We start from the raw sequence: 13,209 nt of genomic DNA on the forward strand, positions 1-13,209 counted from the left end.
TTGGCATCTTTTTTGTTGATTCTAAGATTGTCTTCACTTTTGGGGATTTTTTATTGTTGAGCGCACAATTCCATAGAACAGGCGAGGAAACGTAAATGTCCGATAAACATGAATCTGAGCAGCTCACGCCGTTTGAGGCGTTGGGAGGGGCGGAGACGATCCGCCGGATCGTGGATGCATTTTATCCATTGGTACAGGCGAATCCGGTTATCGGCCCGTTATTCCCAGAAGATATTGATCCGGTCAGGGAAAAGCAGTATTTATTTCTGACCCAGTTTTTTGGAGGACCTCCGCTGTATTCGAGTCTGTACGGCCATCCGATGATGAGGGCCCGGCATTTGCCGTTCGAGATTACTCCGGAGCGGGCTGAGGCTTGGCTAGGCTGTATGAGGCAGGCTTTGGACAAGGTAGGGCTGGAGCCGGAGCTGAAAGCGTTCGTGCTTGAGAGACTGAAAGGCCCTGCTTACCATTTTATTAACAAGAATGCCTAACTAAAAGGATGTGAATTTGTGGTCGAGCCTTTATTTCAAGTAAAGGTGGAGTGCGCTTGCTGCGAATCCGCTTTTCAAACATCCAGAGTGAGGCCAAGCTTCAAGAAGGCGACACATACGGATACCGATTTTTGCATTCATTATAAAGAGACGAACCCGGATTATTACGTAGTCAGAATCTGTCCTTATTGCGGCTACGCAAGTACGGAGAACACGTCGAATGTCTTCACGCCCGCCCAAAAAGAAGCGTTCTATAATAAGGTGGCGGTGAACTGGCAGTTTAAAGATTACGGCGGAGAACGCAGCTGGGACGATGCGATGTACGCGTACAAGCTTGCGCTCTTGTGCGCCCAGATCAAGAATGAAAAAGGGCGTGTCGTCGCCGGACTTCTGCATCATATTGCCTGGCTGTACAGGTACAAGCAGGACACGGAGCAGGAAAGACGGTTTTTACAGTTTGCCCTGGATGCGTACACTAACGTATTCGAAACCGAAGGCGCCGATCTGAATAATGCCCGGCTCATGTATTTAATGGGGGAATTGCACCGCAGGCTGAACCAGTACAAGGAAGCGGTCAAATGGTTCGGAAGAGTTATCAATGACAAGAGCATTATGGATTCGGCGATGATCCGCGCTTGCCGCGAGCAATGGGCGGCGACAAGGGAGCAGATGATTTCGGAAAAAATCGATATGCCTGAGGAAATGATTCAAGAAGGATAAATGCGTGACCAAACAAATAACGCATAGTGCACAGTCCGTCCGGAATGCTGCATTATGCGTTATTTGCCGTAAAAGGGATATCGTCGGAGTAAATGGTAAACCGGTTCTTCCCTTCGCGTTTCGATACATAGAGCGCTTCGTCGGCCTCGGAAATAACCCTAAGCAGCTCGTCCTGATAGCCGAAGGCAACCGAGATGCCAATGGATATCGTGATAACCGCCGAATCCGATCTTACCTGGCTGTGATGCCTTGCTATCGTATCGCAGAGCTGCAGGGCATACTGCTTCAGGCGGTCCGTATCGACGGTGTGGCTCATGATGATGAATTCCTCGCCGCCGTAGCGGGCTGCATAGTCCGACTCGTGGATCGTGGTCCGGAGCAGCTGTCCGACCTCGCATAGCAGCAAATCTCCTTGCAAATGGCCGTACGTATCGTTGTAATGCTTGAAATTGTCAATGTCGATCATCATGATGGACAACGGCCGCTGCCGAATCGTATTCTGGGCGATCGACATGAAGCTTCTTAAATTCGGCAGTCCGGTGAGGCCGTCCTGATTCGCCTGAAGCTCGAATCGCCGCTGCAGTATCCAGGAACGATTGTCGTCGTTATACATAACGATAAGAACCAGCACGGCCAGAATAGACAGAACGAGCGTAATCAAGTGGGATGCAATCGCCAGCAAAGAAAAATCCAGCTTCATGTACGTTTGGATGATAAAACGGATGGCAGCCAGCATGACGCATACCTTGATCCCGTCGATAAAAGGTATCATGGCATAGCCGCTCTCATTCTCCTTGCGATGGAAAAGCGAGCTGACGATTGCAGGCAAAATCAATTCCTGCGCTATCCGGACGAACCCGTGGACTTCGCCTATCTGTATAATGTAGAAGGACGGCAACAAGGTCGAAAGCAGGGATACGATCGGACCGAACCTCAAACCGGCCATAACGATCGGAGCGAATCGAAGATCCGTCACCAATCCATCGGTCGGGAACGGTTGAAGCATAATAATGATGCAAGCCAAGCCGGTCAACAGAGAGGCGCTGAGAGTTTCATACCGTTCCATAAACAGCCGGTTTTTGAGCTTCAATGCAATATAGCTTAAGGCAATCAAGGTGCAGGCGTGCGTAAAGGAAATATAATACATTTGCGTTGTTCCACTCCTGATCCGAGCCGGCGTTTGCTTATTTTTAACCTTAGGTCAGCGGCGGTTTCTTATAGGCTGGCTGGCGAGCAAGTAATCGCGGTCAGCGTCTACAATCGTGATTTTGTTGTGACAGCACGGAAATACAAGCAGCTTCTTGGCGCCTTGCTGGATTCCCGGAATATCTTTCTTTTTCAAAGGGAGTAGGACGTTAGACTCACTGCAAAAAGGACATTCATGAACGTATACATCTTGCTGGATCAGCTCGTAAGGCCAACTGTTCTCAAAAGGGATCATCGGTCAGGACTCCTGCTTGGTGCCGTCGGATTCCTTCTGTTCGCTGCTGGAAGCGCTTTTAGCAAGCTCGGCAAGCTTTTGCATTAAAATATGCTGAGGCATGTGCATGAGATGCTCCAGCGGAACGTTCAGTTGTTTAGCGAGCTTTTGTGCCGTTTCGGGCGAGATCTGTAATGGTTTCATGTTGACTTCCACTCCTGTCAATAGATCTATAGTCACCATTTAAACATACCCGTGATAACAATTCAACCAAAATTTGGTGGGTTGCTTATTTTGGCTTGGGCATGATTTATGGTTTAATAGTATTGTAACTAATTTTTAGGAAAGGTGCGATGTTTGCATGAAAACACCTTTGCAGCAAACATGGAATCTGGAACGATTTTTTCCGGGCGGCAGCACATCTACGGCGTTTCAGGCTTTTTTGGATACGCTGGAGAAGCAGGTAGCGCAGCTCACTGCATTGCTGAATGAACTGAAAGCGCCGCAGGCTCCCGATGCCGCCGTGTTGAAGCCGGCACTGGATTTGCTTCAGTCGATAGCTATGAAAATAAGAGAAGCGGACTCATTCGTAGGATGCCTGGCAGCCGAAAATCAGGCGGACAAGAAAGCAATCATTTTGGCCGGCAAAATTAAAACGGTATCGGCCTCCTATGCGTCGGCTCTGACCGTATTTGATCAGATGCTGACGGAGATTCCGGATGAGGTGTGGAAGCAGCTCGCAGCCAGTCCCGGGCTTGCCGAAATCGCATTTCCTTTGACGGAACGGCGCGAGCAGGCGGCCGAGAAGCTGCCGCCGGAGCAGGAGGCGCTCGTCAACGACCTCGCGATCGACGGCTATCACGGGTGGGGTGAAGCTTACAACACCACCGTAAGCAAGTTCAAGGTATTGTGGGAAGAGGACGGGAAGACGAGCGAGCTATCGGCAGGGCAGGCGGCCAACCGGATGCACAGTCCCGACCGCTCCGTACGCCAAAGGCTGTTCAAGCTGTGGGAGGAGCAATGGGGCGAGCATGCGGATTATTGCTCCGACGCTTTGAATCATTTGGCCGGCTTCCGCTTGAAGCTGTATGAACGGCGCGGATGGGATACGATACATAAGGAACCGCTCTCCATTAACCGGATGTCCAAAGAAACGCTGGACGCGATGTGGGGAGTCATTGAACGGGGCAAAGACGTCTTCGTTCAATATTTGAACCGCAAAGCGAAGCTGCTCGGTATTGATAAGCTGAGCTGGTACGACGTCGATGCGCCTGTAGGGCAAGGCAGCAAGCATTTCAGCTACGACGAGGGCGCGCAGCTGATCGTCGAGCAGTTCCGCCGCTTCAGCCCGAAAATGGCCGATTTCTCCGTCATGGCCTTCGAAAACGGCTGGATTGAAGCGGAGGATCGTCCGGGCAAAAGACCCGGAGGCTTTTGCACGTCGTTCCCGATCGCGAAAGAGACGCGCATCTTCATGACCTACGCCGGCACAGCCTCCAATGTGGCTACGCTGGCGCACGAGCTCGGTCACGGCTACCATCAGCACGTGATGAACGATCTGCCGGCGCTGGCGCAGGATTACGCGATGAACGTCGCGGAGACGGCCTCCACGTTCGCCGAGATGGTCGTTGCCGACGCAGCGGTCAAAGGGGCGGCTACGGAAGAGGAACGGCTAACGCTGCTGGAGGACAAAATCCAGCGTTCGGTCGCTTTCTACATGAACATTCACGCGCGCTTCCTGTTCGAAACGCGGTTCTACGAAGAGCGGGTCAAAGGCATCGTGAGCGTCGAGCGGTTAAACGAGCTGATGGTGGAAGCACAGAAGGAAGGCTACCGCGATGCGCTGGCGGAATATCATCCGCATTTCTGGGCGTCGAAGCTGCACTTCTATATTACGGAGGTGCCGTTCTACAACTTCCCGTACACGTTCGGCTACATGTTCAGCGCCGGCATTTATGCCGAGGCGCTGCGGCAAGGCGCCGCGTTCGAGGATAAATATATCGCCATGCTGCGAGACACGGGCAGCATGACCGTAGAGGAGCTCGCCCAGAAGCATTTGGGCGTCGACCTGCGCAAGCCGGACTTCTGGCAGCAGGCTATGGATTTGTCCGTTGAGGACGTCAAAGCTTTCATGAGCTTGACGGAGTAAACCAAAGGAGGCTGCAGGCGCAGCCTCCTTCCATGTCCTGGGGCTGATCATTAGCCCCGGGCTTTTCCAACTAAGCCGGGGGCTGATTCCAAGCCCCCGATCTTCCTAGCCCAAAGAAATGGGCGCGGCTTTGTATTTAGAAAACAAGCGTCAGCGGGTAAGGGAATGTACCGGAGAGTTTACGCGTCCCCTTTGAAATCGTGTTCCCACAGCTTTAGTCTAATTAAAGGAACACGATTTCAACAGGGACCGGAGGTATATCCCTTCCTGCGAAGTCCATGTTTTCATCCGTTGCAGCCGCGCCCATTTCCCCCTACAATTTAAACAGCTGCATCATCTGCTGAAGCTTCGTAGCGAGTTTGGTCATCTCTTCGGACTGCGCAACAATCGCCTGCACCGCGGTGATCTGCTCGTTCATCGAAGCGGATACTTCCTGAGTGCCTGCAGCCGACTGCTGGGTGATGGCGGAAATGCTCTCCATCGTCGCCGAGATGCGCTGCGCGCTGTCGAGCATATACTCGCTTTCCCGGGCGAAGGAAGTGATCTGCTCGGAAATGAATTTGACGCTCGTGACGATTTCGGCGAATACCGATTCCGTCTCATGGATCAATTGCGTTTGCTTATGTACGATTTGCTCATTCTCGGTAATGTGGGTCAGCGCTTCGCGGATCCCTTCCTCGATATTGCGGACGAGGAGAAACACTTCCTTGGTAGAAGTGGTGGATTCTTCAGCCAGCTTGCGCACCTCCTGGGCAACGACGGCAAAGCCTTTGCCGTGCTCTCCCGCCCGGGCTGCTTCAATCGAGGCGTTCAGCGAGAGAAGATTCGTCTGCTCAGCAATGTCGGATATCGACCGCGTGATCTGGGAAATGCCGTTCGCCTGCTGAGCCAGCCGATCGATCGTTTGCGAGACGTTGGCGGTCGACTCGACGTTGCGCTTCATGCCGTCGCCTTGCGTTTCGACGGCTTGCAGTCCTTTTTCCACCAGTGCGATCATTTGGCCGGAACGGGAGTCCATCTCCTTGGTCGACGCGGTATAGGCGGTCACTTTTTGCTCGATATCCTTGGTGGCGATGGAGATGGCCGCGAGCTCTTCGGATATTTGGTTTGCTCCGGCCGCAAGCTCGTTCGACGATATGGCGACTTGGTCCAATACACTTTTCAAGCCTTCGTTTTTATAGTAAATATCTCGGCTGGAGTCGAATACATGTTTCGACATATTGCCGGAATCCTGCAAAATTTCGCGAAGCTTGTCCGTCATTTTGTTGAAAGCATTGCCGAGCTCACCCAGAGCGTCGTTCGATTGGACGATGACCTTTTGCGAAAAGTCTCCCTTGGAGATGTTCAGGGCCGCTCGGGAAATGTCGCTGATAGGCTCTGTAAGCGCTCTCTCAAACCAGCTTACAAAAGGAAAGCTGAGTCCGATCATCACGACCAGAAACACGGATCCCAATACAACATGGATGGAGTTCTGGAGAATCAAAAGGAGAAGTGCAATGGAATAAACAGCTACTAGCGTGTAGCAGCCAAACTGCAATTTTCTTTTAAACGACAAGCCCTGGACCCAATTCATCAGCAAATCCCCTTTACATGATTGTTAATTTCTTACTATGGAAAATTATATCATCCAATAGTACCATGGTCTATAGTATTTATCCTGATCTCCCATTGCTTGGCAGTTCATATCGGGTCATAAGTACTAGCTGGACGGAGGCGCGGAATGCACGTGATCCTTAAGTCGTGCTTCGAAATAAAATTAACATGACAGGAGAGATAGACGATGTTACCCATCGAAGGAATTCACCACGTCAGTATTTGCGTACGCGATTTGGAGCGATCCAAGCTTTTTTATGAGAACGTCATTGGGCTGAAGGAGATTGAGCGTCCGCCGTTCGATTTCGCGGGAGCGTGGTATGCCGTAGGGAATACGGGACAGCAGCTTCATCTGATTGTCCATGAAGGGGAGACGCTGCGGCAGGGAGAAATCCATACTCGGGACGGTCATTTTGCCGTGCGTGTATCGAGCTACAAGGCTGCAAGAAAATGGTTGGATGAGCAGGGAGTACCATATGAGGCAAGACCTCATGCGAAAGCGGGCTTCCCGCAAATTTACGTGCTCGACCCGGACAGAAACGTCATTGAATTTAACGCGGAGGTTCTTGACGAAGCGTAAATAAAATACGAGACACCCCGTACGGGATGGGATTATAATGGGCAGCTTCCTTGAGGAAGTTGTCTATTTTTGTAGGAAAATGGTGAAAAATAGGAAGTTTCCTGCAAAATGTAATTTATTGTTGAAATACGGATTGTATTTACATATAATGGGGCTACAGCACTAGAAATGCATAATATTACCTATAAAAGAACTAGACAGGAGGATGTTGATGATTTTGGAAAATGTGCCTTTGGCCAGGCAGCTGGACTTTGTATTTCGCGAAATTAAGGATGAGCTGGCTCAACTGACCTCAGGGACGGTTTTCGTGCAAATCCGCAATAATGTGATTGGAAAGTTCGGGGTCAGAGCGTTCCCAGTCGAAAGCAGAGGGGGCGAAATACAACTGATGGGCCCGGGGTTATCCGAGCTGCATGTCCAGTCTTTCCGGCAAACCGCTGTAGAATCGTTAAAGCTGAAGCGGTGGACGCATGGAGAAATTTTGTTTGAATTTGCTATGAGGAAGAACACTTTGTGCACAAGCGTGGCGTTTGAATCGAACTACAACATGGCAAGCATTGTTGCCGATACCGACAAAAAGAGAAAGATTTAATGCAGCTCACAAGACTTACAATGTAAGCCGGTTCTTTATATTGTTGTGTCCTTATATTTTCATTTCTATTTTAAACTAATATTGGAGAATCGGTTCCCTGCTGACCTATTGGTTGGCGGGGCTTTTTGTATAGATGAAAAAGGAGCGGCTCTCGAAAGAACCGCCCCTCGGTTAAGTATAGAAGTGAATCATTATCTTGTAAACTTGCCTGCCAATTGTTGCTCAGCGATTTGAACCAGACGACGAGTGATGTGGCCCCCGATTGCACCTGTATCACGAGTTGCCATGAAGCCATAGTAACCGTCTTGCGGGATTTGAATGCCCAGCTCTTGTGCTACCTCATATTTCAGCTGATCCAAAGCTTGGTTAGCTTGAGGTACAACCAGTTGGTTACTGCTGCGGGATTGTCCTTGTGCCATTGTAGTCACCTCCGTTCATAAGGTAGTATGTACCAAAAATGAAATTATACGCATGAAGAAAACTGGAAATTATAACCATGGATTTCGATCCGGAAACGGGTTCTATACAAGCCTCATGTCATTTCCTATAATGAAAAGACCAAATACGTTATATCGGTTGTTAGAGGGGAGAGTCGCTTTATGTTCGAACTAATCTGCAAAGGATGGTCCTGGGATTCGGACCTGCAAATTATACACGCCGACGTCAGACTGGAGCTCGATGGTGAGGTGGTGATCGATGAGCCTTTATGCATAGATGTAGGGCTTCCTGCCATGCTGTACAGCATTAGGCACGATGTGGAGCCCCATCGTTGGGCGGACGCCAAGGAATGGCAGCGAATGCCTTTCTTTTGCTGCGGATGCGGCGATCCCGAATGCAGAGGGTATTCATTCCGCGTCAGGCACGATGAACCCGGTATGCTCCAATTAACCGAGCTGGAAGAAAGGGAGCAGGGAGAGGCGAGGGAGCTTGGCACCTACCAGGTGCCGGTGGCTGTATACCGAGAGCAAGTCCATGCTGTCGCGCAGCAGTATGTTGAATTCATTGAAGGCCTGGACTACCGGCCTTATTTCTCGGACACGGTCAAGGTAGTGAAAGAGCTGCTTGCAAAAGGGTGAAGCGACCGCGGGTCTGCTTATAAAAAAAGCAGAATATCAAAGGAAAAGAGCAGCATCGTGTATGGTTCCTCCTGCGAATTCGTGTTATTTTGGCAAAAGCGTAAAGCTTGAGCAGCGCTTACGAAGAAAGTTTTCTAACGAAAACTCAGTAACGCTTACGAAGCAAGTTTTGCTAACGCAAAACTCTTAGGAGGAATCAACATGTCAACGGCCGTATCACAGCCTGTCTTATTGGGACAAATCGATATTCAGGCGGCAGGACTGCGCAATAAAGTACTCGTAGGAGATCTGAACGGCGACGGACGGATGGAGCTGCTGCTGGTCCAGCCTGACGGTGGCATCGACGACCGCTATGTGCCGCATCAAGTTCAATGTCTGACAGCGATGGACCTGCTCGGCAACGTTCTGTGGCAAGTAGGGGAGCCGAGCGAAAACCCGGGCGGGCCGGGATCCGACTACCCCGCGCAAATATGCGATATCGATGGCGACGGCAGGATGGAAGTGCTGTGCGTAATGGAGAAGCGATTCTACATCTTGGACGGTTCGACCGGTTCTGTGAAGGCGAATTACGAGCTGCCTGATCCGCTAGCCCATGACTGCATCATTATAGCCAATCTAAGTGGAAATGCAATTCCGCAGGACATTATATTGAAGGACCGCTACAAGCGGATGTGGGCGCTGGACAAGGATTTCAATCTGCTGTGGAAGCATGAAGGCAACTTGGGTCACTTCCCGTGGGTGTATGATTTCGACGGGGATGGCCGTGACGAAGTGATGGCCGGCTACGATTTCCTTGACGCGGACGGCCGTATCGTATGGTCGTGCCGAGACCTGGACGATCACGCCGACTGTATTTGGGTCGGAGACGTCAACGGGGACGGCGTTCCGGAGCTGGTGATCGGCGGCAGCGTAACCGTGATGTACGACCGGCACGGCAATGAGCTGTGGCGCTATGAGGATTCCATCGAATCCCAGCATGTCGCGCTGGGTAAATTCCGCGGCGATATGCCGGGTCTGCAAATCGCCGGACTGGACCGTATCGTCCGAGGCAACGAGAACGGTAAGGACGGGATGTTCCTGCTTGATGCCCAAGGCAAGGAAGTATGGAAAGAGAACCGGACGAGCAAAGGCTGGCTCACCATCATCGAGACGATGAGCGGCTGGGACGAGTCGCCTCTCGACTACATATTGGCCTATCGCCGAGGGGGAGGCATTAACCCTACCTTGTATGACGGCGAGATGAATGCAGTCGTCGAGTTTCCGGTAGACGGCTATGTCGTGCATGCGGACTTACTTGGTGAGGGGCACGAGCAGGTGATTATTTATAACAGCGAGTACGCGTACATTTACTCCTCGCGTCCCGCGGATTTAACGAAGAAGCCGGCTGGAAAGGCGCTGCCGCAAACGAAAAGACTGTACAGCTCGACTTTGTATCCGGGCGGACAAATTTAATATGCCGATAGCCTCCTGAGAAGCTTTTATAAGCTTGCCGGGAGGCTTTTTTTGATATTACAAATCGCGTTTCCCAGTGAAGAAAAGGTCTTGCGTGACTTCGAAGCCGAAAGCTGTGCTCGTTAGGCAGGCTTATAAAGGCCGCTGCTGCTATTGGGGTGTTTTCCCGGCGTGAGAGGATTGCAGGCTTCTTCGGAAGGCAGCCGGAGGACAGCCGTAAAAGGAAGCGAACTGGCGGGTGAAGTAGAACGGGTTGTTGAATCCGACCTCTGCGGCGATTTCCGCGATGGACAAGGAGGTGTACTCCAGCCTTTTTTTGGCATGTCTTAACCGGACTTTAATGAGCATATCCATGACCGATTCACCGGTTTGCAGCTTGAACAAATGGGCGAACCGGGAAGGTGATAAATTAACTTGGGCGGCCAACGATGCGACGGTGAACGGCTGATGGTACCGGTTGGAGATCAGGTTGAGAGCCTCCTGGATCCGGGGGTCGATGTTCTGGATTTCTGCCGCATGGCTGCTGGCGATAAGGAGCAGCACCTCTTCCAAGGCATTGGACGCAAGCCGCTCCGAGAACGGACCGGATTCAAGATTGTACTGGAGCAGCTGGGCAAACGCCGAGCTTACCCGCGAGTTCATCGCAGCACTATCGATCCGCAGCCACTTGATGCCTTGTACGCCATCGGGAAGCAGCAGCAGCGGGGCCCAATCCTCGCGCGGGACGAAATGGCACCAGTAGAACCTCCATATGTGCCGCTCGCTGGTAGCATAGTAGTGCGGGGTTCCGGGAGTAATGATGGTCACTTCCCCCTCCGAGCATTCCAGCGCTTCTTTGCCATTGTGGAACAAACCTTTGCCCGAGACGGTGTACGTTAAATAGAAGTCCTGGGTTCCCTTGGAGCGCTTGACCATATAGCCATGGGATCTTGTGTAAAAATCGGAGAGCAAAATTCCGGGAATCGTGGTCGAATTCTCTACAGCAGTATCGTGCAAAAAGCTAGCCATTTCCGTCATTTCCCACCTTTTTCCTGTAGTTTATAATGAATCCAAAAACAAAGCAAATGATTCAAAATAAAACGGTCGTCTTGAATCCGTTTACCTTGGTGAAGGAATGATGCAAATCCGATGCAGTATGTTGATTTTGTTGTTATTGGTTGTATTTAATTGCATTTTGTATTGACTAATTCGAAAATCCCCCTACAATGAACATTAGGTAACAAGTTCTCATAACGAAAATTATCGGGCTGGGAGAGATGATGATGAAGGCTTCACAGAGCAATACAATCAATCGGGTCATAGTGATCGGCTGGGACGGCGCAGGCAGCTTCGTGCAGCATACTCCGACGCCTCATTTGGACGAATGGATGGCCAAAGGGGCTTCTACCATGTCCGCACAGACCGTGTCGCCGACGATCAGCGCTGAGTGCTGGGGCGCTTTGCTGCACGGGGTAGGGCCGGAGAAGCACGGATTGGACAACGAGAGGGCGGCAAGACATACGTATCCCGGCGATTCGCCGTATCCGTCCTTTTTTCGCGTGGCGCATGAAGCGCATCCGGATCGGAAGCTGGCTGCATTTACATGCTGGAAGCCGATCATGGACGGCATTGTCGAAGACGGGATAGGCGTGCATAAAGTATCCATGCCGGATGCGGAGCTCGCGGTAGCTTGCGCAGAATATATCCGGAGCAACCCGGACTTGTATGTGCTGTTCGTCCAATTCGATTATCCGGATGCGGCCGGGCATAAGTATGGCTACGGGACTGCGGATTACTTGCAGGCCATTACCGAGACCGACCGCTGGAGCGGGATCATTCTCCAGGCAGTGAAGGATGCCGGCTGGGCGGACGATAGCCTGATCATCCTGACGACGGACCATGGCGGAGGAGGAGACAATCCCAAAGGGCACGGCAGCGACCATCCGCTCGATAAGACGGTATTCTGGATGTGCTCCGGCCCTGGCATCGCCGTTGGCTCCGACGTACCCGAGGCGCTGGGTTTGATCGATACGGCCGCGGTAGTATGCCGCGCTCTGGGGTTGAAGCAGCCGGAACGGTGGGATGCAAAGGTGCCGGAGGGGCTATTTTCTTAAGTAGGCCAGTGAGTGTATTCTTGTGGGATTGCGGGTTGGAGAGCGGAAGAAGCCTCCTTCCGGAGATCCCTTTTTCATTATTGGAGCCTCATGTCAGCGGAACGATCTTTCCAGCTTGCGGAAATGGGAAGGGGGAATGCCGAATTTGTGCCGGAACACGCGGTGGAAATACGTATAGCTCCCAAAGCCGCAGCTCTCCGCTATAAGCTCCATTGATATATTCGTGTGCCGCATTCGCTCTACGGCAATGGAAAGGCGAAATTCCAATGCGTACTCTATGATCGTCTTCCCGTAGCACTCCTTGAAAAAATGTGACGCACGCGAAATGCTCAGCTGTACATGCTTCGCCACATCCTCCACCTTGAATGGCTGGTGAGCATGCTCCTCAATGAACTGCTTCATGCGGATGGCGGTCATGGATCGGCTGTAAGAAGCCGTCGTATCGGTAACAGCCCTGTCCAGCGACAAGCATAACACCCGCAGCAAATAATCCGTTAATTCCCTGTTTTCTTCATTTAACCGGCGCGATTCCTTAATAATCTGTCTCCATGGATGCAAGATCGATTCTCCGAGCTTGATGCGGGATAGACTCGGCTTCTCGTACCGGCTCCACCATTCGTCCATCCAGGCTCCTTGGCAAAATAAATAATAGTCTCCGCTGCCGGTCACTCCTTCTATCCTCATTTCATACGAGCTGCCCGGCCTCAGCATGATCAAATCGCCGGGTTCGATGACAAGGTCCTTTCCTTCCATAGTTACGATACAGCTTCCATGAGTTTGCAACCGAAGCAGATAGCTTCCTAATCCTACCTTCTTGTTTCCTCTTCGCAGCTTCTGAAGATGGTATGAATAGCCGCATAGGAGTATGCTTTTTTCCATCGAATCACCCGTTATCAGGAATAGCAGAATAGTTTATGTTTTAATTATATTGCTCATTCATTTCTTAGGCAATCTGCGTTAGGATTATTACGTCACCGGATGACATTTTACAAGTGGCAAACTTGCCTGTTCAGTGAGAAAAGGGTACAAGTCCTTGATTTGCA

At 51.3% G+C, this 13,209-nt stretch carries 15 protein-coding genes; 8 read left to right on the top strand and 7 right to left on the bottom strand.

Annotated features, from left to right (window positions below):
- Nucleotides 1–95 precede the first annotated feature (95 nt).
- Both ACFQ88_RS26110 and ACFQ88_RS26115 read left to right on the top strand, forming a co-directional pair.
- Nucleotides 96–491, top strand: coding sequence for a globin domain-containing protein (locus tag ACFQ88_RS26110; protein ID WP_239628826.1), 396 nt, complete (start codon nt 96–98; stop codon nt 489–491).
- Between the two features lie 18 nt (nt 492–509).
- Nucleotides 510–1,211: a DUF2225 domain-containing protein gene (locus tag ACFQ88_RS26115; protein WP_379458610.1), complete on the top strand. Its 702-nt coding sequence runs from the start codon at nt 510–512 to the stop codon at nt 1,209–1,211.
- 52 nt (nt 1,212–1,263) lie between these two features.
- Here ACFQ88_RS26115 and ACFQ88_RS26120 read toward each other — a convergent pair whose 3' ends face one another.
- Genes ACFQ88_RS26120 through ACFQ88_RS26130 form a run of 3 tightly spaced genes read right to left on the bottom strand, consistent with a single transcriptional unit; the run spans nt 1,264 to nt 2,835 of the window.
- A complete protein-coding gene (locus ACFQ88_RS26120; protein WP_379458612.1) occupies nt 1,264–2,358 on the bottom strand; it encodes a GGDEF domain-containing protein in 1,095 nt (364 codons plus the stop codon).
- 54 nt (nt 2,359–2,412) lie between these two features.
- Nucleotides 2,413–2,652: a hypothetical protein gene (locus tag ACFQ88_RS26125; RefSeq protein ID WP_239628818.1), complete on the bottom strand. Its 240-nt coding sequence runs from the start codon at nt 2,650–2,652 to the stop codon at nt 2,413–2,415.
- Between the two features lie 3 nt (nt 2,653–2,655).
- Nucleotides 2,656–2,835, bottom strand: a complete 180-nt coding sequence (locus ACFQ88_RS26130) for a YycC family protein (RefSeq protein WP_239628816.1) — start codon at nt 2,833–2,835, stop codon at nt 2,656–2,658.
- Nucleotides 2,836–2,992: 157 nt separating this feature from the next.
- On the opposite strand from ACFQ88_RS26130, the gene ACFQ88_RS26135 reads away from it, so the two are divergent.
- The gene (locus ACFQ88_RS26135) at nt 2,993–4,780 is read left to right on the top strand and encodes a M3 family oligoendopeptidase (RefSeq protein ID WP_379458615.1); all 1,788 of its coding nucleotides are present in this window, start codon (nt 2,993–2,995) and stop codon (nt 4,778–4,780) included.
- 313 nt (nt 4,781–5,093) lie between these two features.
- Here the strand turns inward: ACFQ88_RS26135 and ACFQ88_RS26140 are convergent, their stop codons facing one another.
- Nucleotides 5,094–6,353, bottom strand: coding sequence for a methyl-accepting chemotaxis protein (locus ACFQ88_RS26140; RefSeq protein ID WP_379458617.1), 1,260 nt, complete (start codon nt 6,351–6,353; stop codon nt 5,094–5,096).
- Between the two features lie 207 nt (nt 6,354–6,560).
- Here ACFQ88_RS26140 and ACFQ88_RS26145 point away from each other — a divergent pair, with 207 nt between their 5' ends.
- Both ACFQ88_RS26145 and ACFQ88_RS26150 read left to right on the top strand, forming a co-directional pair.
- Nucleotides 6,561–6,953: a VOC family protein gene (locus ACFQ88_RS26145; RefSeq protein ID WP_379458619.1), complete on the top strand. Its 393-nt coding sequence runs from the start codon at nt 6,561–6,563 to the stop codon at nt 6,951–6,953.
- 211 nt (nt 6,954–7,164) lie between these two features.
- Nucleotides 7,165–7,545, top strand: a complete 381-nt coding sequence (locus ACFQ88_RS26150) for an O-methyltransferase (RefSeq protein ID WP_239628810.1) — start codon at nt 7,165–7,167, stop codon at nt 7,543–7,545.
- A gap of 191 nt (nt 7,546–7,736) precedes the next feature.
- Here the strand turns inward: ACFQ88_RS26150 and ACFQ88_RS26155 are convergent, their stop codons facing one another.
- A complete protein-coding gene (locus ACFQ88_RS26155) occupies nt 7,737–7,964 on the bottom strand; it encodes an alpha/beta-type small acid-soluble spore protein (RefSeq protein WP_239628808.1) in 228 nt (75 codons plus the stop codon).
- 180 nt (nt 7,965–8,144) lie between these two features.
- On the opposite strand from ACFQ88_RS26155, the gene ACFQ88_RS26160 reads away from it, so the two are divergent.
- Nucleotides 8,145–8,621 carry a hypothetical protein gene (locus tag ACFQ88_RS26160; protein WP_379458622.1) on the top strand — a complete coding sequence of 159 codons (477 nt, stop codon included), beginning with the start codon at nt 8,145–8,147 and terminating at the stop codon, nt 8,619–8,621.
- A gap of 201 nt (nt 8,622–8,822) precedes the next feature.
- A complete protein-coding gene (locus tag ACFQ88_RS26165) occupies nt 8,823–10,073 on the top strand; it encodes a hypothetical protein (RefSeq protein ID WP_379458624.1) in 1,251 nt (416 codons plus the stop codon).
- A 150-nt stretch (nt 10,074–10,223) separates the two neighbouring features.
- Here the strand turns inward: ACFQ88_RS26165 and ACFQ88_RS26170 are convergent, their stop codons facing one another.
- A complete protein-coding gene (locus tag ACFQ88_RS26170) occupies nt 10,224–11,081 on the bottom strand; it encodes a helix-turn-helix domain-containing protein (protein ID WP_379458626.1) in 858 nt (285 codons plus the stop codon).
- A gap of 254 nt (nt 11,082–11,335) precedes the next feature.
- Between ACFQ88_RS26170 and ACFQ88_RS26175 the strand changes: the two genes are divergently transcribed.
- A complete protein-coding gene (locus ACFQ88_RS26175; RefSeq protein ID WP_379458628.1) occupies nt 11,336–12,166 on the top strand; it encodes an alkaline phosphatase family protein in 831 nt (276 codons plus the stop codon).
- Between the two features lie 93 nt (nt 12,167–12,259).
- Here ACFQ88_RS26175 and ACFQ88_RS26180 read toward each other — a convergent pair whose 3' ends face one another.
- Nucleotides 12,260–13,045: an AraC family transcriptional regulator gene (locus tag ACFQ88_RS26180; RefSeq protein ID WP_379458630.1), complete on the bottom strand. Its 786-nt coding sequence runs from the start codon at nt 13,043–13,045 to the stop codon at nt 12,260–12,262.
- Nucleotides 13,046–13,209 lie beyond the last annotated feature (164 nt).

The sequence above is a fragment of the Paenibacillus sp. NPDC056579 genome, assembly GCF_042793215.1.
GTDB lineage: Bacteria > Bacillota > Bacilli > Paenibacillales > NBRC-103111 > Paenibacillus_S.

Coding starts and splice junctions, on each gene's coding strand:
- ACFQ88_RS26135 (WP_379458615.1), top strand. CDS start 2,993: ATGAAAACACCTTTGCAGCAAACATGGAATCTGGAACGATTTTTTCCG.
- ACFQ88_RS26120 (WP_379458612.1), bottom strand. CDS start 2,358: ATGTATTATATTTCCTTTACGCACGCCTGCACCTTGATTGCCTTAAGC.
- ACFQ88_RS26150 (WP_239628810.1), top strand. CDS start 7,165: ATGATTTTGGAAAATGTGCCTTTGGCCAGGCAGCTGGACTTTGTATTT.
- ACFQ88_RS26175 (WP_379458628.1), top strand. CDS start 11,336: ATGAAGGCTTCACAGAGCAATACAATCAATCGGGTCATAGTGATCGGC.
- ACFQ88_RS26130 (WP_239628816.1), bottom strand. CDS start 2,835: ATGAAACCATTACAGATCTCGCCCGAAACGGCACAAAAGCTCGCTAAA.
- ACFQ88_RS26155 (WP_239628808.1), bottom strand. CDS start 7,964: ATGGCACAAGGACAATCCCGCAGCAGTAACCAACTGGTTGTACCTCAA.
- ACFQ88_RS26170 (WP_379458626.1), bottom strand. CDS start 11,081: ATGGCTAGCTTTTTGCACGATACTGCTGTAGAGAATTCGACCACGATT.
- ACFQ88_RS26140 (WP_379458617.1), bottom strand. CDS start 6,353: ATGAATTGGGTCCAGGGCTTGTCGTTTAAAAGAAAATTGCAGTTTGGC.
- ACFQ88_RS26180 (WP_379458630.1), bottom strand. CDS start 13,045: ATGGAAAAAAGCATACTCCTATGCGGCTATTCATACCATCTTCAGAAG.
- ACFQ88_RS26110 (WP_239628826.1), top strand. CDS start 96: ATGTCCGATAAACATGAATCTGAGCAGCTCACGCCGTTTGAGGCGTTG.
- ACFQ88_RS26145 (WP_379458619.1), top strand. CDS start 6,561: ATGTTACCCATCGAAGGAATTCACCACGTCAGTATTTGCGTACGCGAT.
- ACFQ88_RS26160 (WP_379458622.1), top strand. CDS start 8,145: ATGTTCGAACTAATCTGCAAAGGATGGTCCTGGGATTCGGACCTGCAA.
- ACFQ88_RS26125 (WP_239628818.1), bottom strand. CDS start 2,652: ATGATCCCTTTTGAGAACAGTTGGCCTTACGAGCTGATCCAGCAAGAT.
- ACFQ88_RS26165 (WP_379458624.1), top strand. CDS start 8,823: ATGTCAACGGCCGTATCACAGCCTGTCTTATTGGGACAAATCGATATT.